We start from the raw sequence: 17913 nt of genomic DNA, 5'->3' as shown, positions 1-17913 counted from the left end.
CCTTTCATCGTGGCCTCGCCTCAAAACGCTCTGTCACTTCTTCGATGCAGCCCGCACCCCAATTTGTTCCCTACCTGTGGGTTAGGCGCGGGTCTGCACTGCACCGTTGGTGGCGGTCAAATAAGCATGCGCAGTAGCCAGAATGATCACAGGGCCAGCCACCAGGAGACCAACACCGAGTGCCAACGTGCCGACCATGGAAGCCACCCACACCAGGAGCATGAGCAGCAGGGTCGGAACGAAGTTGGAGGTAGTTACCGTGAAAGAGTTTTTGAAAGCGTCAACGAAGCCCGTTCCTGGTACAGCGGCCGCGACGGTGGCAAACACAAAAAGGAAAGCGATAATGATACCGCCGACCCAAACAATGCTGCCGAGCTGAACTGCCACGCCCAAGGCCAATGCAACACCAAAAATCAAGCCGATCTGGCGGAAACTGAACAAGTCACCAATCTCTGGGTTCTTGCCACCGACCGCTGCCACTGCATTGCGAATCATGATTGACTGCAGCAGCGTCAAAACAATCGACATGATCAGGGCGACAAAGATGAACGTCATCAATGCGGCAATCGGAGGCCCCTCAGAAGAAGAGTAAGTCGTGCCGTAGGTGCTGGAATATGTACTGTCGTACGTTTTGGAGTTTTCGACGCTCCACGTGATCAGTGGGATGAAAGCGATGGCGAAGAGAACCAGGCCGATCAGTCCGTAGACGAGGCTAGCAATTACCCAAGGTGCAGGCTTTTCCTTGAAGATCTTCCAGCCCTGACGGAAGGATTCCATGGCGTCAAAGGAGCCTGGCTGCGCAGCAGCACCCTGGTATTGGTTGTAGCCCTGTTGAGGGTAACCCTGCTGGGCATAGCCCTGCTGGCCGTATGGGTCCTGAGGCTGCTGGCCATAGCCTGGCTGACCATAAGTGCCTTGCTGGTTTTGCTGACCATAGCCTGGCTGACCATAAGCGCCCTGGCCGTAGCCTGGCTGCGTTCCCCCCTGGGCAGCCTGACCATATGGGCTATTGCCACTTGTATTTTCAGGCGTCTGAGGATCCGGATTAGCGGAGCCGTATGGATTTTGATTCGGGTTTTCACCCGAAGCGCCGAATGGATTCGTCACGCTCATAAACCCTTTCAATAAATTTCACTTCAATTGCGGAAACCGCAATCACGCTGACTAGCACAGAGTATCCGAGGAACCACACTCGCGAAACTCGAATAAGTACCTTTTATAACCCCACTCATATTGTTTATCTATCATCAACAAAAGGCGGGCACCTACATGCCCGCCTTTTCACATCAGAGTTTTGTTACATCGCACGCTCTTGAACCGGCCGCCCCGTCGCAGTCATGTAGGCATGAGCCGCCGCCAAGTAGCACAACGGCTGGGTGAGCAGCACGCCGAACACTACGGACCCACCGATACCGTTCACTACTGCCATGAGCAGGAACAGCAACAATGCTTGCCCGACGTTATCCTTAGCCACCTGATAAGAAGACTTCAGCGCGTCACCGATACTCATGTCCTCGAAGACAATCGCTGGCATCGCAAACATCAAGAAGAACGACACCACGAACACACCGATGATGAGCGCCAGAAGGCCAACCAATTCAAGCAGCCCAACGACTATCGACAGCAAGAAGAGGATGCCGACCCGCCGGAAGGTGAACATGTCTTTAATCTCCGGGCGTTTTCCACCGACCGCATAGACAGCTTCGCGGTAGCAAACGTACGACCACAGCATCATGGACACCATTGCGACCGCAAAGGTAACAATGAATACCACCAACGATGCCCATGGAAAGTTACCCGTAAGTTCATCCGTTACCGGATCCGTGCTCAAGGCTAAGGTGGTAATGAATTGGATGTATCCGAACAGGTACAGCACGAAGAAGATGCCGATGTAAATTAGTCCGGGCACGAGCCATGCGGCTGGCTTTTCCTTGAAAATGCGCCAAGCCTGTTCGAAGGAGCGCATGCAGTCGAACTGACCAGGAAGCAGCGGTGGCTGCGTGGCATAGCCTTGCGCATATCCACCGGCTGGGACTGAGTAATTTTGCTGGTACCCCGCCTCAAACGAACCTGAATCCTCTGGATGCGGGACCGAACCATATGGGTTCGTCATTGCCCTCAACACCTTTCTTACTCGACTTCTGCTTCGATTTATAAACCATCTCTATTCTATCTGCGTAGAAACTAAATTACAGCTGTCAGGACAACAAGGATGGTCGAGACCATTTCAGTCATTCCGACGAATTTCGGGGTCCAAGGTATAGCTCGACGACGCGCCCACCAGGGCATTAACCACGCGCGGAAAGCTAACAAGGCAAATACCAGCGCTGCCGACAAATGTCCCCACCCGGCAAAGTTCATCGATAAGACAGCAGCCGCGAAAAGCACGTGCACAGCAATCGACACCCAACCGAATTGAATGTTCTTCCGCTCGCGAATCAACGACTTAACGTAGAACACAGTGCCACAAAAATACAGTCCCACCAGCAGCGTTGCCACCCAGATCCGAAGCCCCAGCTCCGCACCGACGACGAAACTGGCAAGAGGAATCATCGCCACTGAGGCGAGCACTGTGGACAATCCAGAGAGCAGGGAACGGGGACGGCGTCGATAAGCTTCGTAGATTGCCACTGACATCAATGGGCCAAACACAGCCGCCCACCACACCACCTGGGGCACGACGGCGATAATCGCGACGGCTGCGAGCGCGCAAACCACACCATACGTGGCGAGCGCCGAAATGTACTCACGCTTGCGCGGACCTCGGGCGCGGAGCCACCAACTGAGCGCAAAGAAGGCGAAGTAGCCCGCGTACCACGCGATACCGAGAGGAATATGAATCCAGTGCAGCCCAGCAAGCCAGGCGCCCAGTAACAGCGGCACGGTAACCATGACCCACGCACCGTGCTGATCCGGGACCCAACCACGATTCTTAGCCATATCCCTGACTCTAGAAGCCGTTCGTCTCGGCAACAACTGTCACGGAACCTGGGGCGACTTCCGTGTAGCCCGCGTCCCGCACCGGTACAGCGTCTTTCCGCGCAGCAACGCGGGAAAACTCGTTTCGCGTCAGGTAGCGAACTTGAAGCGGGAAGCCCGCCTCTGCCCACCGCCGAGTCCACGCCAGCGGCATATGGGCTGCGAGCAGCATCGACGCGTGCCCCACCTGGGCAGCAGCCTTGCCGACGGTCATCCCCAAGCTGGCATCGACAGCAATCATCGGAGTCCCCGCCAGCATCCCGCCCGGCTCATCGATCGGCAACTCGGTCCCGCCAATCTGCAGCTTCGCAAGCAAAGGCTCTGTATCTCGCACAGGGCTCGGGACGAAAGCCCGCGCCCGGGCGCTCCCCTGTGCAATGGTCACGCCTGGCAGGACCTGCACGCGCTCCCACGCAGAATTGCGTGCCCGACGAGCAATCTTTCGGATCCGAGCCCCATACCACGAGCTCAGCGCCTCAGCGAAGGCAGAATCTTCGCCAGCGCGTGGATCCAAACAGACGGCAACGACCGCGCGTGCTGCTGCCTCCAGCAGCTCCGTGTGCGACGGAGGGTTCTGCTTTGGAATCTCGAGCACGATGGGCATCGCCTGGACCGTGCTTGGATCGTCGGGGTTCTCCCCTTCTCTATCTGGTTCAAGGACGGTGCGCAGCCGCGCATAGGCGAGCTCGAAGACGTCGTCCCTACCGAAGTGCGCGTTCGACATCGATCTTGTTCAGTCCCAGCATGTAGAGCACTTCGTCCATGAACGGCGAGTTCACTGAGGTATCAGCGACATCGCGCAATGCGGGCTTCGCGTTGAACGCGATGCCCAGACCAGCTGCCGAAATCATGTCAATATCGTTGGCACCGTCACCCACAGCAACCGTGTGGCGCATTTCCAAGCCAGAATCTGCTGCAAACTCGCCCAGGAACTCGGCCTTAGCCCGCCTATCGACGACCTTGCCAATCACCCGACCGGTTAGCTTGCCGTCCACAATTTCCAAAGTGTTCGCGCGCACGTAGTCTAGTTCCAACTCCTCGGCGAGGCCCTCCAGCACCTGGATGAAACCACCGGAAACAACTGCAGTTTTGAAACCCATCTTCTGCAGGGCTTTCAGCGTGGTACGTACGCCAGGCGTGAGCTGGAGATCCTTGGCTACCGCATGGATGACGGACTCATCAAGCCCAGCAAGCGTCGCGACACGTTCGCGCAGCGACTGCTCGAAGTCGAGCTCGCCACGCATTGCCCGCTCGGTCACTGCAGCGACCTCTTCCTCGCGACCGGCATAGGCTGCCAGCATCTCGATCACCTCTTGGGTAATCAAGGTGGAATCGCAGTCGAAGCAAATGAGGCGCTTAGCTCGACGTTCAACACCTGCACGATCGATCGCGATGTCGATACCAATCTCATGTGACAACTCTGCGAGCGCGCGACGCAATGGCACACCGCCACCAGGGTTCGGGTTCGCCACTGACACATCCAACTCGATGGCCGTGATGGGATAATCTGTCAACCCGCGGTACGCCTCGATGTTTGCGCCATAGTTGGCCAGTGTCTGGCCTACTCGGTGCACATGTTCCGCAGTAATTGCCGAGCCAAGCAGCGCAAGTACATGGGTGGAATGCGGACGCGGCTCTGGGACTTCCTTCAGCTCCTCGACGCGCACTTGCAGCCCCAGGATCTGCAGGGTGTTCTTCAAACCTTCAGTCACGGTGTCGATCCGGTCCGGGTTGATGCCGACAAAGGCAGCTAGCGAAAGATGTCCTCGAAAAACGGACTGTTCAATATCGACTAGTTGAACGCCGTGGGCCGCCAACACTCGGAACACTGCCGCTGAAACGCCGGACTTGTCTTGACCAGTAACTTTGATCAAAACTGGGGTGAGCCCTGCGGTCAGTGCGTTGAAAGGTTCTGTTGTCATGTGACCTATTCTCTCATGCGGGTTTGCGTAGACAAATGAATCACCCCCAGCAACCGCTTGGCTGCTGAGGGTGATTGGTGAGGGTGTGAAGTCTAGGAGACCATCAACGCCCGATGCTTAATGGCGACCGGAGTGTGCCTCGGCACGCATGCGCTCGACCATGTGTGGGTAGTGCAGCTCGAACGCAGGGCGCTCGGAGCGGATGCGAGGCATGGAGGTGAAGTTGTGGCGAGGAGGAGGGCAAGAGGTTGCCCACTCGAGGGAGTTACCGTAACCCCAAGGGTCATCGACAGTAACGATCTCACCGTAGCGCCAAGACTTGAAGACGTTCCAGATGAATGGAATGACGGACAGGCCCAGGATGAATGCCGAAACCGTGGAGATCTGGTTCAGCAGGGTGAAGCCGTCGGAGTCGAGGTAGTCGGCGTAACGACGTGGCAGACCCATGTTGCCCAGCCAGTGCTGAACCAGGAAGGTGCCGTGGAAACCGAAGAAGGTGAGCCAGAAGTGGACCTTGCCCAGCTTCTCGTCCAGCATACGACCGGTCATCTTTGGGAACCAGAAGTAAACACCAGCGCAGGATGCGAACACGATGGTACCGAAGAGGGTGTAGTGGAAGTGAGCAACCACGAAGTAGGTGTCAGAGATGTGGAAGTCCAGTGGAGGGGATGCCAGCATGATGCCGGTCAGACCACCGAAGAGGAAGGTCACGAGGAAGCCCATGGACCAGATCATTGGGGTTTCCCAAGAAATGTGGCCCTTCCACATGGTGCCGACCCAGTTGAAGAACTTCACGCCGGTAGGCACGGAGATCAGGAAGGTCATGAAGGAGAAGAATGGGAGCAGAATTGCACCAGTGACGAACATGTGGTGTGCCCACACTGCCATGGACAGAGCGGCGATCGACAGGGTTGCGAAGATCAGACCGACATAGCCGAACATTGGCTTGCGGGAGAACACTGGGACGACCTCAGAGATGATGCCGAAGAATGGCAGTGCAAGGACGTAGACCTCAGGGTGACCGAAGAACCAGAACAGGTGCTGCCACATGATGGAGCCACCGTTGCCTGGATCGTAAAGGTGTCCACCGAGCTTGCGGTCGAACAGCACGCCCAGAGCGGCTGCAGTGAGGACTGGGAAGATCAGCAGTGCCAGGATCGAGGTGACGAAGATGTTCCAGGTGAAGATGGACATACGGAACATGGTCATGCCTGGAGCACGGAGACACAGGATCGTGGTGATCATGTTGACGGCGGAAAGAATGGTACCGACACCGCCGGCACCGACACCGACGATCCACATGTCAGAGCCAATGCCTGGGGAGTGGATTGCGTCAGACAGTGGGGAGTACATGGTCCAGCCGAAGTCTGCTGCGCCGCCTGGGGTCAGGAAGCCGGACAGCATAGCCACGCCACCAATGGTGGTGAGCCAGAAGCCGAAAGCGTTCAGACGTGGGAAAGCAACGTCTGGAGCGCCGATCTGCAGTGGCAGAACGTAGTTAGCAAAGCCCCACACGACTGGCGTTCCGTACAGCAGCAGCATGACGGTGCCGTGCATGGTGAAAAGCTGGTTGAACTGCTCGTTGGACAAGAACTGCAATCCCGGGGAGAACAGTTCGGCACGAATCAGCAAAGCCATCAGGCCACCGAGGAAGAAGAAGCTGAAAGACATGATGATGTACATGATGCCCAGCTGCTTGTGGTCGGTGGTGGTCAGCATCTTCCAGGCAAAAGAACCCTTGCGGGCATTGCCGGTTGGTGCAGGCCTGGCGGGTGCGACCGAATGGTCGACCTTAGGCGCTACAGCGGTCATTAGTTCCTCCTGACTAAGCGAAAGATCCTGCCCTCACAGAATCCCTCATGATTATGTCCCAAACTGGCGCTTGAGGCACAACGAACTTACCCGGTCCTTACCAGACCGGTTACCCGGCCAAGTCTAGCGCTCTCATCCCAAATGGGGAACTCCTAACAAAAACCGGGGGTATACCTTGGGATACTCTCCCCTACCTACGAAAAGCGCGAACCATAGTTAGACAACCTATTAATTGTTTTGACATGTGAATGGCGCCGAGACAATCGGCGCCATTCACATGTCAAAGACTAAAAGTCCCAGTCGTCGTCAGTGGTGACTTCAGCCTTGCCGATTACATAAGAGGAACCAGATCCCGAGAAGAAGTCATGATTCTCGTCCGCATTAGGAGAAAGCGCAGAGAGGATCGCTGGCGATACCTTGGTATCGTCTGCCGGGAAGAGCCCCTCATAACCTAGGTTATTAAGCGCCTTATTGGCGTTGTAGCGTAGGAACTTTTTCGCATCCTCAGTCCATCCAAGCTCGTCATAGAGATCCTCAGTGTACTGAATCTCGTTGTCATAGAGCTCGAAGACAAGGTCGAAGGTATGCTCCTTCAACTCATCACGGCGGGCTTGGGTCACTTTTTCCAGGCCTCGCTGGTACTTGTAACCAATATAATAGCCGTGCACCGCTTCATCACGAATGATCAGGCGAATCATGTCCGCCGTGTTTGTCAGCTTTCCATGGGACGACCAGTACATAGGAAGGTAGAAGCCAGAGTAGAACAGGAAGGATTCCAGCAACGTGGAAGCAATCTTGCGCTTGAGCGGGTCCTCGCCATCATAGAAGTCGAGGATGATCTTGGCCTTGTTTTGCAAGTACTCGTTTTCTTCTGACCAGCGGAAAGCATCGTTGATTTCCGCGGTAGAGGCCAAGGTCATGAAGATGTTGGAATAGCTTTTTGCGTGAACCGACTCCATGAAAGCGATGTTGGTCAACACCGCCTCCTCATGCGGCGTAACCGCATCAGGGATAAGAGAAACGGCGCCCACCGTGCCTTGAATCGTATCGAGCAGAGTCAAACCAGTGAACACTCGCATGGTTGCTAGGCGTTCCTGATCATTGAACATTTCCCAGTTTTTAATGTCGTTAGACACTGGGACCTTTTCTGGGAGCCAGAAATTACCAGTAAGCCGGTCCCAGACCTCCTGGTCCTTTTCATCTGGCACTTCATTCCAGTTGATAGCGGCGATTGGACCAGATAGCACTCGGTTTTCGTTGTCGTGCCGATGTGATGGAGCGTGGGACTCAAGCGTCATCTTTTCCAAGACCCTTTCCAGTTGTTGCTGTTTTCCACCACCATACCGGTCTCCCCCACCCTCAGGCACCCTAGCCTTCACCTACAAACCGAGCCGATGAAACCCCGAAGGCACAGGGACGCCACCCAGCCACCAATAGCATTCTATCTACATCAATCGGCGGAGCATTACATTTTTATTCATACAAAGCGGCGCCCCCCTCGCCAAAGTTATCCAATGAAACTTCCAGCCAAATCTCATCTAAATAGCATCTTTTCCCTACATGATTAGTGTGATTAATAGGTAAAGTTTCGGCATATCTCCTAGACGATCTACATTCTTCAAAGTTAAACAATCCTCAGTGAACACCCCCACTCACATGCATTTCTCAGCTTATCCATATCGAAACCGTTCTATACCACATGGTAAAAGGCTTTTAATTCAAAAAGGCCACTAGCTATCATCGGGTCAATGTATTAGATTTTGTAATATTGCAATCGAGTGATGTTGATGGCCCAACTATGGCACCCACCCTAGTGATTGAAAGGTACGAGCAAACTATGCGGTTTGTTCAAGGATCTTCAAACGCTAGCGGCAATGTCCGAATAGGGACTAGGGATTGTCGAAGGGCAACCACCAGCGCTCGCAATACATTGTCCGCCACAGCGCCCACAGCTCTGTACGTCATTTTTGATGAACCAAAAGGAATGTAATTCATGTCATCCACGCCTCTCCGCTCGCACGCACCGTTGCTGGAGATTGTGCTTGATCAAATCGGTTCGGATATCGTCAGCGGCAAGATTCAGCCGGGTGAGAAGTTCACCTTGCAAACGCTGTGCGAGTCCTTCTCCATCTCGCGCACAGTTGCTCGCGAAACCATGCGTGCACTCGAGCACCTCGGCATGGTGTCCTCTTCTCGTCGCGTGGGCATTACCGTCCTCCCTACTGAGAAGTGGTCCGTATTCAGTGGCCCAATCATCCGCTGGCGTTTGCGCGTTGCCACCCAGCGCGACGAGCAGCTCAATTCTCTTACCGCTCTGCGTGAAGCCGTAGCTCCGCGTGCTGCTCGCATTGCAGCCATCGCAGCCAGCCAGCGGGAAGGTCAACGACTCCGTGATCTGGCCAGTACCATGCGTGAGCTTGGCGAGCAGGGCAAGGGCGATACCGAGGATTTCTTGGAAGCCAACATCGAATATCACTCGTTGCTGCTGTCCGGCTCTGATAATGAGATGTTCACGGCGCTGATTCCGTCCATCACCGCAGTGATCCAGGCGCGACACGATATCAATGGCTTCGAAGCTTCCCCATCTGGCCAGCTCCTCGCTTGCTACAACGATCTTGCCGACGCGCTCTTCGACCGCGACGACGCTAAGGCAGAGCAGCTGTGCAAGGAACTGATTGAACTCGAAGGTTCGTCCACCGTCGCCTAAACCGGCTCGCACCCTGGCATACTTGCACCATGCAGACTGTGCCGACGAACACCGCCCCAGAGGAGGTATTCGCCGATCTTCCCGATTCGAAGCGGGAGGACGCCGAATACCTCCTTTCGCTTATGCAAGAGATCTCAGGGGAACCGCCCGTGGTGTGGGGCCGGAAGATCATCGGATTTGGCTCCTACGACTACACCTATGCTTCCGGGCATTCTGGCACGGCCGCGCGCATTGGGTTCGCCGCGGCGCCCCGTCAGTTCTCGCTCTATCTCACGTGCGATGCTGAGCAGTTCACTTCATTCCTGGAACGGTTAGGCCCACACAAAACGGGCAAGGGGTGTATTTACGTCACCCGTCTTGCCCGTATCGATGTGGCCGTCTTAAAGGAAATGATCCAATTCGCTTGGGCGCAGCCTGACCCCCACGAAAGCTAGCCGGTGGGCGTCGTTAAGCACGCTGCTTTTCGACGCCCCTCCCCTTGCTTACAGCATGCAGCTGACGCATCCTTCGACCTCAGTACCCTCAAGGGCGGTCTGACGCAGGCGGATGTAGTAGATCGTCTTGATGCCCTTGCGCCACGCGTAGATCTGGGCGCGGTTGATGTCGCGCGTCGTGGCGGTGTCCTTGAAGAACAGCGTCAAGGACAGCCCCTGATCGACATACTTCGTGGCAACGGCGTAGGTATCGATAATCTTCTCGAAGCCGATTTCGTAGGCGTCTTCGAAGTATTCCAGGTTGTCGTTCGTCATGAACGGTGCTGGGTAGTAGACGCGACCGATCTTGCCTTCCTTGCGGATCTCGATGCGGGAGGCGATCGGGTGAATCGAGGACGTCGAGTGGTTGATATAGGAAATCGAACCGGTTGGTGGCACGGCCTGCAGGTTACGGTTGAACAGGCCATCCTGCATCACTGCAGCCTTCAGCGCAGCCCACTCTTCAGCGTTCGGGATGTGCACGGAAGAGTTCGCAAACAGCTCCTTGACGCGATTGGTCTTCGGCTGGAAGTCAGCTGGATCGAAGCGATCGAAATAGGCACCGGAGGCGTATTCCGAGGTCTCAAACCCAGCGAACTTTGCGCCACGCTCCTTGGCAATCTTGTTAGAGGCCTTCAGTGCTTCATACAGCACCGCGGCGAAGTACGCATTGGTGAAGTCGAGGCCTTCCTCGGAGCCGTAATGGATGCGCTCGCGGCCCAGGAAACCGTGCAGGTTCATCTGGCCAAGGCCGATAGCGTGCGCGGCCTCGTTGCCCTTCCGGATGGAAGGAACAGAGTCAATCGAGGTCTGCTCAGACACAGCGGTCAAGCCACGAATCGCAGTCTCAATAGTCTTAGAGAAATCTGGGGAATCCATGCTCAGAGCGATGTTCAACGAGCCCAGGTTGCAGGAGATGTCCTCGCCGATTTCCTTGTAGGAAAGATCGTCGTTGTAAGTAGATGGAGTGGACACCTGGAGAATTTCGGAACACAGGTTGGAGTGCGTAATGCGACCAGCGATAGGGTTCGCTTCATTCACCGTGTCCTCGAACATGATGTACGGGTAGCCTGACTCAAACTGGATCTCTGCCAGGGTCTGGAAGAAGGTACGGGCATTGATCTTCGTCTTGTGAATGCGACCGTCCTCGACCATGTCGTGGTAGTTCTCGGAGATCGGCACATCGGCGAATGGCTTACCGTAGACGCGTTCAACGTCATACGGCGAGAACAGGTACATATCGTCGTTCTTCTTAGCCAGCTCGAACGTGATGTCTGGAATAACGACGCCCAAAGACAAAGTCTTGATGCGGATCTTCTCATCTGCATTCTCACGCTTGGTGTCCAGGAACTTCATGATGTCCGGGTGGTGAGCGTGCAAGTACACGGCGCCTGCGCCCTGTCGGGCACCCAACTGGTTAGCGTAAGAGAAGGAATCTTCCAGCAGCTTCATCACTGGGATCACACCGGAGGACTGGTTCTGGATCTTCTTAATCGGAGCGCCAGCTTCACGCAGGTTGGACAGCAGCAGCGCTACGCCGCCGCCACGCTTGGACAGTTGCAGCGCCGAGTTGATGGCGCGGCCAATGGACTCCATGTTGTCTTCGATACGCAGCAGGAAGCAGGATACTGGCTCGCCGCGCTGTGCCTTACCGGAGTTTAGGAAGGTTGGGGTGGCAGGCTGGAAGCGGCCGGAGATGATCTCGTCCACGAGGTGCTCGGCCATCTGCTTGTCGCCGGCAGCCAGGGTGAGAGCCACCATGCACACGCGGTCTTCAAAGCGCTCAAGGTAGCGCTTACCATCGAAGGTCTTGAGCGTGTAAGAGGTGTAGTACTTGTACGCACCGAGGAAGGTGGTGAAGCGGAACTTAGCAGCGTAAGCACGCTTAAAAAGTGACTTAATGAACTCGAAGTCGTAACTGTCCAGCACTGCCTTCTCGTAATAGTTGTTCTCCAGCAGGTAGTCGAGCTTTTCTTGCAGGTTGTGGAAGAACACCGTGTTCTGGTTGACGTGTTGCAGGAAGAACTGGCGAGCCGCGGCGCGATCCTTATCGAACTGGATTTTGCCGTCATTGTCATAAAGATTCAGCAGCGCGTTGAGCGCGTGATAGTCGAGCTGATCAGCTGCGGCCATTGGATCCTTGATGGACTCGTTTGTAGTGGTCACGAATGCTTTCCTCTAAGTGGTAAATGGGGTTGTGTTCTAGACTACGTGGCTTGCGGTGAGAGCGTCGGGCGCTTGCGATAGCCCCAGCTGCTCCGCGTTTTCCTGGAGTCCGCCTAGCACGATGCGGACGTCTTCTTCGTTGCCCATGAGCTCGAATCTGTAGACATAGGGGACGTTACATTTCTTTGCAATCACGTCACCTGCTCGCCCGAAATCACTGCCAAAATTGGAATTGCCACCAGCAATGACGGCTCGGATGAGTCCTCGATTGTGTTCATTGTTCAAAAAGCGAATGACCTGCACCGGCACCGGGCGCGAGTTCTCGCCGGTGATGGACACCCCACCGCCATATGTTGGGCTGATCAGAACGTAGGGCTCATCGACGATCAGCGGTTCATCAGCCTTGTGGAGTGGGATCCGCTTGCTTGGCAGGCCAAGCTTTTCGACGAACCGCTGAGTGTTCCCTGTGGCAGAAGAAAAATAGACGATGAGCATGCTCTCTCACTTGCATACGTGGGCGGTGTGGGGCGACACAGGAAGCTTCACATAACAAAGGCCGCCCGTTCGGTGTCGTCTCGATTGGGCGGCGATGAGGTGGTCCCTGCGGAATCTTCACGGCGCTGGTGCGCCGTGTCTCTATGGATCGACAGGGACTGGAGTTTAACTAAGCGACTTCAGCAGCGAGGCTGCGGATGCGCTCCGGACGGAATCCGGACCAGTGCTCGCCATTGGCTTCTACCACTGGAGCTTGCAGGTAGCCGAGAGCCATGACGTAGTCACGAGCTTCGTCGTCCAGGCTGATGTCAACGAGGTTGTATTCCAGACCTGCGCGGTCGAGTGCCTTCTTGGTAGCGGTGCACTGTACACATGCTGGCTTGCTGTAAACGGTAATTGCCATGTTCATCGATCCTTAGAGATTTTCGCCCCGAGATTTAAGCCGTGGGCGGAGCAGATTCCTGTTAAAAAGTCTTGCGCCGAGGCGAACCAGCTCGTTGCCGTGTTCTTTTCGGTGACAAGAAAAGACACTATACGTTGTGGTGAAAAAGCGCAAAGGATACTACATATAGTAGTTACATCGTGAGTATTCGCAGGACAACCCGAGACGGCAACACTACATGTTGCGCCGAGGCGCGAAACAAATTACATCGATGTACCTCTCCCTAACTACACCGATGACATTTCCCCAGCTCGCCCCATTTTCCCGTTATGAAATTGTTACACTGGCTCGCGGACTTCCCCAACAGCACCACCAGCAACAGCAGGCAATAAAAAAAGTCGCCCACACCATAAAACTGGTGCAGGCGACAAAAGCCGTGAGGGATTAGCCCTGACGAGCCTTGAAGCGTGGGTCTTTCTTGTTGATGACGAAGACCTTGCCGTGACGACGCACAACCTGGGCGCCCGGCTTGTTCTTCAGCGACCGAAGGGATTTACGTACCTTCATCGGGCGCTCCTTTCTGTATTGCGCGAATGAGACAGTCAGACACAGGGAATTGCATCGACCTAAGCAGCTGGCAATAGGCCAGCCATGACACGAAGCACTATGTTAACCTAAACGTCCTCAAACTCCAAAACTCAACTACTCCCCCGCGTATCGACGCTCCATATCTCCAGAAATCTCTTCCAGCTGCAGCCCTGTCGTCTCAGGCACCGCCCGGCGAATGAACACCAAAGCCACAGCGCCCAACACGGCGAAGATCAAGAAGGACACCGGACCGCCTACGGCATCGACCAACGGAAGGAAGCCCTGAGCCACGACCCAGTTGGCCACCCACAACCCCATTCCTGCAATTCCCATGCCCAGACCGCGCACCTGACTCGGCACCAACTCACTGAGCAGCAACCAGGTGGTCAGCGACACCGCTGCCTGCTGGAACGCGATGAATAAGGCCATCAAAACGAGTACCAACCAGGACGCGCGCACGTCGGTCTCGGCAAAGCGATACGCGATAGCCAGCAGGATCAGCGAGGTTGAAGTCCCAGCCAGACCCATGCTCAGCAACCGTCGACGCCCAATCCGATCAACCAGCATCATGCCCACCCAGCACGCAATCACGCTCACTGTTCCAATAATTATCGAGGTATAAACCGCGTTCTCCGTGGAAATGCCCACCAAGTTCATCATCTTCGGCGCAAAGTACACGATCGCATTCACGCCCGTGATCTGCTGGGTAATGCCTACCAGCACAGCGATCAGGACCGCGCGGCGGATCCAGGGGCGTCGCAAAGCCTGCCGTTCCTGCGCGCGAACCTCGCGGGAACTGCGACGGTCCCCGCTTGTCGACGCCACCAACTCCGCATCCAGTCCGACCCTGCGGGCCACCTGCAGCGCCTCCTCTTGCTTTCCCTTGCGCATGAGCCACACGGGCGAATCCGTCATGAAGAACATACCGACGGCAAGCACGAGACCCGGCACAGCGGCCAGCCCCAGCATGAGCCGCCAGTTGCCGGTGTGGGCCAGCGCGGAGTTCGTGAGGAAAGCGAGCAGCTGACCCACCACGATCATCAAGGTATTAAGCGACACCAGGCCACCACGAACCGCGGGTGGAGCCATCTCGGAAATATACATCGGCACCACGATCGACACGAGGCCGACAGCGGCGCCGAGTGCGGTCCGTGCGGCGCCCAAAGCCAGCGCTGATCCGGCCATGGCACAAGCTAGCGACCCCACCACAAAGATCACTCCGCCACCGATGAGTGTGGCTTTGCGTCCCAGGGCGTCGGCGACCCTACCTCCGAGCAGCGCTCCCAGCGCCGCACCGACCAACAGCATGGAGGTGACCGCACCTTCGGCCACGGGGCTGAGGTGGAAATCGTTACCTATATATAGGAGCGCACCAGACATCACGCCGGTGTCGTAGCCGAACAGCACGCCACCCAAGGCAGCGACCGCCGCCACCAGGCGGGCATGCGCCGGAACTTTCGTCTTTTGATTCACCTCATCCACACTGCCACTTCACTATGCTTGGTGTCATGTCACAACCTCACGGCACACTTCGTTCTCAGATCGTCGCAGCGCTGGAAACCAAGCCTGCTATCGACCCCGCACAAGAAGTACAGCAGCGCGTGACCTTCCTTGCGGATTACCTTCGCGCCACCGGACTCAAAGGCTATGTCCTCGGGATTTCCGGCGGACAGGATTCCACTCTGGCCGGGCGTCTGGCACAGTTGGCCGTCGAAAAGCTGCGCGCAGATGGCTACACCGCCGAGTTCTGGGCAATGCGGCTCCCCCATGGTGTCCAAGCTGATGCCAGCGATGCCGACGTCGCACTGGATTTCATCGCTGCAGACCACGAGGTGACCGTGAATATTAAGGCAGCGACTGCTGCCATCGAGCAAGAAGTCGCGGCCGCCCTCGGCCAGGAGAAACTAGGCGATTTCAATCGTGGCAACGTCAAGGCCCGCGAACGGATGATCGCGCAGTACGCCCTCGCCGGCGAGCGTGGCCTGCTGGTCATTGGCAGCGACCACGCTTCTGAAAACGTCACCGGATTCTTTACCAAGTTTGGTGACGGCGGTGCCGACATCCTGCCGCTGTTCGGGCTGTCCAAGCGCCAAGGCGCGCAGCTGCTGCAGTACTTGGGCGCGCCGGATAGTACGTGGCGGAAGGTGCCGACCGCGGATTTGGAAGACAACAAGCCGATGCAGCCCGATGAGGCGGCGTTGGGAGTGACGTACGCCGACATTGACGCTTATGTCGAAGGCGAAGCTCCCGTACCTGCAGAGGCTACGCAGCGCATCGAGCATTTGTGGCGCATCGGTCGACACAAGCGCACCACCCCAGTCACCCCGCAGGATACTTGGTGGCAGAACTAACGGATTTCTGGGAATCTTTTCGCGTCAAGTTCAAGGGTGCGCCCGAGCATGTGCAGACCTACGTCATCTACTTTGAGGACCTAGATTCCAGCCTCGACACCGCGAATTTGGACTACCACAAGGCGCGTGGGTTATCTCGGTCCATCACCATTCGGATCTTGGCCGGAATTCTCGGTCGAGATCCGAATGGGCTGACTTTGCCGGGAGTTCCGCCGTACGACGTCGGCGGTTGCCGATTCTCGCTGAGCCGCACAACGCAAGCAATGGCTTTGATCGTCAGCACTGAGGGCCATCGCGTGGGCGCGGACATCGAACAGATTCAAACCCTGGAACAGGCCGAACAGCTGATCAAGGTGTTTCACCCGGCCGACCAGGCACGCCTGGTGTCTGCGCGCCTACGCCGGCCAAAGGTCAGGGCGATTACTCAAGCGTGGACACACAAAGAGGCCCTACTCAAGGGCCTCGAAGTGGGACTCGTGCGCGACCCCGCCTTGGACGAGGTCGGCCCGGTCAAGCGACCACTGACTCCGAAGGGCTGGTCATTGGTGCGCATTCGGCTACCGAAGAAGCGCGGACACGTTGCTTCGGTAGCCTGGGAAAACTAGCTAGACCTTATTGAGCTCCGGAGCGAACTGTGGCGGATTGTAGTCCTTACGCGCAGCAGCTGGATCAGCGTCCTTGCCCCGCACGAAGTAATTCGCCACATTCTTGGAGATCACACTCACTGGCTTTTCCAGTGGTCCCTGGCTGAAGAAGTGCTTCCAGATTGCAGCGAATAGCACCGCAACGATGAGCTGAAAGACCAGCGCTTGCTCTCGATTCAATGGAACAATGTCCTGAGCAAACAGTGGCTCGAGCGCCACACAGTGTGCCACGTAAAGCGTCAAGGTCATGGTGCCCATCACGGCCAATGGCTGGAACAGTTTCGCGGCCTTGGCTGCCAGCAGCGACAGCCCGCCTGCCGCGACGAGCGTGAATCCGGCACCGTAAGCCTCTGACAGTGGCGTGTTCAAGTGCGGGCCATTCACTGCCAGCCACAGTGGGTGGTCCGTAGGCAGGGTGCCCATACCGCCACCGTAGACGCTGTAGTTGAGCAGCATTTCTTCTATGTCTGCGGTATTAGTTGCTTCCGCGAGAATGTCATGGGTGGGCAGCCACCAGACGAGCAGATCAGAGAGGATCGCGGATCCTGCGATCAGTAGCGCGCCGGCGCCGAGAATGCCCCACTGTACGGATTTCTCGACCAGTTTCATGCGGCCCAGCGCCATGCCCAGGCAGATGTAGCTCATCCAGATCAGGGCCGGGTAAGTACCGGTCAGCAGCAGCGTAACAAAAGCTAGCCCTGGGTTTTCGGCGAAGTCAAGGAAGCTCGGGTTAGATAAGTAGGCGGCGCCCATGTATTTCAGCGCGAGGAACATCACCACGGGACCGAGCGTGGCAAAAGCGATCGCACACATGATGAGGTGCCTAATACGCAGTGTGGTGAATGGAATGGCAAAGAGAAACAGCAGGCCGTAGTACGGCAGGATGTCCTCTGGCGCGGGATCTGTCATCGTGTTGATGGCGGCACCCAGGGTGAACAACACTAATGCTCGCACCGCAATGGAGACGCGAGAGCGCCTCCCTTTAATGCCAGCGTGTGGTCGGCGGCCGCCGGTCATGAACGCCAGGCTGATTCCGGCGAGCATCGCAAATAGTGGTGCGGACTTTCCGGAGAACATCAGCCACGCCCAGGTGGCATTGCCGTCTGGGTGCGAACTCGGCATGGTGTGCACGGCGATCATACCGATGACCGCAAAACCGCGGGCGACGTCGATGCCGATTACACGCTTCTTGTTCTGGGCCGCCAGCTGCGGCTTTTCTTCGGCAACTTCGACCAGCGTGGTCGGAGTGGCGGTGGAGTGCTCTTTGCCCTGAGCGTCCTCGGCCACACCGGTCCAGATTTCCCGCGGTGGGCGGGGCCCTGGTGCCGGGCGTTCGTGGGTGGTTGGGTTGTTATTAGTCATAAGTTGTCCTTCGCTGTGAGTTCGGATTCTCG

General features: G+C 56.6%; 17 protein-coding genes. 4 read left to right on the top strand and 13 right to left on the bottom strand.

Annotated elements, in window-relative coordinates:
* Nucleotides 1–81: 81 nt before the first annotated feature.
* The 7 genes from CKALI_RS02475 to nrdF form a co-directional block, all read right to left on the bottom strand.
* Nucleotides 82–1107 (bottom strand): DUF2189 domain-containing protein, encoded by a 1026-nt coding sequence (locus CKALI_RS02475; protein WP_156191796.1) that lies wholly within the window; start codon nucleotides 1105–1107, stop codon nucleotides 82–84.
* A 190-nt stretch (nucleotides 1108–1297) separates the two neighbouring features.
* The gene (locus CKALI_RS02470) at nucleotides 1298–2113 is read right to left on the bottom strand and encodes a glycerophosphoryl diester phosphodiesterase membrane domain-containing protein (protein ID WP_156191795.1); all 816 of its coding nucleotides are present in this window, start codon (nucleotides 2111–2113) and stop codon (nucleotides 1298–1300) included.
* Nucleotides 2114–2184: 71 nt separating this feature from the next.
* Nucleotides 2185–2940: a YwiC-like family protein gene (locus tag CKALI_RS02465; protein WP_156191794.1), complete on the bottom strand. Its 756-nt coding sequence runs from the start codon at nucleotides 2938–2940 to the stop codon at nucleotides 2185–2187.
* A gap of 10 nt (nucleotides 2941–2950) precedes the next feature.
* Nucleotides 2951–3703 carry an aminoacyl-tRNA hydrolase gene (locus tag CKALI_RS02460; protein WP_156191793.1) on the bottom strand — a complete coding sequence of 251 codons (753 nt, stop codon included), beginning with the start codon at nucleotides 3701–3703 and terminating at the stop codon, nucleotides 2951–2953.
* On the bottom strand, nucleotides 3681–4901 hold the full coding sequence (gene serB, locus CKALI_RS02455; protein ID WP_156191792.1) for a phosphoserine phosphatase SerB: 1221 nt from the start codon (nucleotides 4899–4901) through the stop codon (nucleotides 3681–3683). Before serB ends, CKALI_RS02460 begins: the two co-directional genes overlap by 23 nt.
* Nucleotides 4902–5018: 117 nt before the next feature.
* Entirely contained in the window at nucleotides 5019–6713 is a 1695-nt protein-coding gene (gene ctaD / locus CKALI_RS02450) for an aa3-type cytochrome oxidase subunit I (protein WP_156191791.1), read from the bottom strand.
* Nucleotides 6714–7000: 287 nt separating this feature from the next.
* On the bottom strand, nucleotides 7001–8011 hold the full coding sequence (nrdF, locus tag CKALI_RS02445) for a class 1b ribonucleoside-diphosphate reductase subunit beta (RefSeq protein WP_156191790.1): 1011 nt from the start codon (nucleotides 8009–8011) through the stop codon (nucleotides 7001–7003).
* A gap of 695 nt (nucleotides 8012–8706) precedes the next feature.
* Between nrdF and CKALI_RS02440 the strand changes: the two genes are divergently transcribed.
* Nucleotides 8707–9420: a FadR/GntR family transcriptional regulator gene (locus CKALI_RS02440; protein WP_156191789.1), complete on the top strand. Its 714-nt coding sequence runs from the start codon at nucleotides 8707–8709 to the stop codon at nucleotides 9418–9420.
* A 29-nt stretch (nucleotides 9421–9449) separates the two neighbouring features.
* Entirely contained in the window at nucleotides 9450–9854 is a 405-nt protein-coding gene (locus CKALI_RS02435) for a DUF1801 domain-containing protein (protein WP_156191788.1), read from the top strand.
* A gap of 48 nt (nucleotides 9855–9902) precedes the next feature.
* Here the strand turns inward: CKALI_RS02435 and nrdE are convergent, their stop codons facing one another.
* The 5 genes from nrdE to CKALI_RS02410 all read right to left on the bottom strand — a co-directional run bounded on the left by nrdE (nucleotide 9903) and on the right by CKALI_RS02410 (nucleotide 15006).
* Nucleotides 9903–12026, bottom strand: a complete 2124-nt coding sequence (gene nrdE, locus CKALI_RS02430) for a class 1b ribonucleoside-diphosphate reductase subunit alpha (RefSeq protein ID WP_156193632.1) — start codon at nucleotides 12024–12026, stop codon at nucleotides 9903–9905.
* Nucleotides 12027–12095: 69 nt separating this feature from the next.
* A complete protein-coding gene (nrdI, locus tag CKALI_RS02425) occupies nucleotides 12096–12554 on the bottom strand; it encodes a class Ib ribonucleoside-diphosphate reductase assembly flavoprotein NrdI (protein ID WP_156191787.1) in 459 nt (152 codons plus the stop codon).
* A 169-nt stretch (nucleotides 12555–12723) separates the two neighbouring features.
* Nucleotides 12724–12957, bottom strand: a complete 234-nt coding sequence (gene nrdH / locus CKALI_RS02420) for a glutaredoxin-like protein NrdH (RefSeq protein ID WP_156191786.1) — start codon at nucleotides 12955–12957, stop codon at nucleotides 12724–12726.
* 423 nt (nucleotides 12958–13380) lie between these two features.
* A complete protein-coding gene (ykgO, locus tag CKALI_RS02415) occupies nucleotides 13381–13503 on the bottom strand; it encodes a type B 50S ribosomal protein L36 (RefSeq protein WP_012732041.1) in 123 nt (40 codons plus the stop codon).
* A 135-nt stretch (nucleotides 13504–13638) separates the two neighbouring features.
* Nucleotides 13639–15006, bottom strand: coding sequence for a sugar porter family MFS transporter (locus CKALI_RS02410; protein ID WP_156191785.1), 1368 nt, complete (start codon nucleotides 15004–15006; stop codon nucleotides 13639–13641).
* Between the two features lie 26 nt (nucleotides 15007–15032).
* On the opposite strand from CKALI_RS02410, the gene nadE reads away from it, so the two are divergent.
* Together nadE and CKALI_RS02400 are read left to right on the top strand one after the other, a co-directional pair.
* On the top strand, nucleotides 15033–15875 hold the full coding sequence (gene nadE / locus CKALI_RS02405) for an ammonia-dependent NAD(+) synthetase (RefSeq protein ID WP_156191784.1): 843 nt from the start codon (nucleotides 15033–15035) through the stop codon (nucleotides 15873–15875).
* The gene (locus CKALI_RS02400) at nucleotides 15863–16480 is read left to right on the top strand and encodes a 4'-phosphopantetheinyl transferase family protein (protein ID WP_156191783.1); all 618 of its coding nucleotides are present in this window, start codon (nucleotides 15863–15865) and stop codon (nucleotides 16478–16480) included. Before nadE ends, CKALI_RS02400 begins: the two co-directional genes overlap by 13 nt.
* On the opposite strand, the gene CKALI_RS02395 is transcribed toward CKALI_RS02400, so the two are convergent.
* Nucleotides 16481–17881: a DUF418 domain-containing protein gene (locus CKALI_RS02395; RefSeq protein ID WP_156191782.1), complete on the bottom strand. Its 1401-nt coding sequence runs from the start codon at nucleotides 17879–17881 to the stop codon at nucleotides 16481–16483.
* Between the last annotated feature and the right edge of the window lie 32 nt (nucleotides 17882–17913).

This window comes from Corynebacterium kalinowskii (assembly GCF_009734385.1).
In the GTDB taxonomy this organism is placed as follows: Bacteria; Actinomycetota; Actinomycetes; order Mycobacteriales; family Mycobacteriaceae; genus Corynebacterium; species Corynebacterium kalinowskii.
Note: the sequence above shows the minus strand (reverse complement) of the source record. Positions and strands in the feature narration are given on the sequence as shown.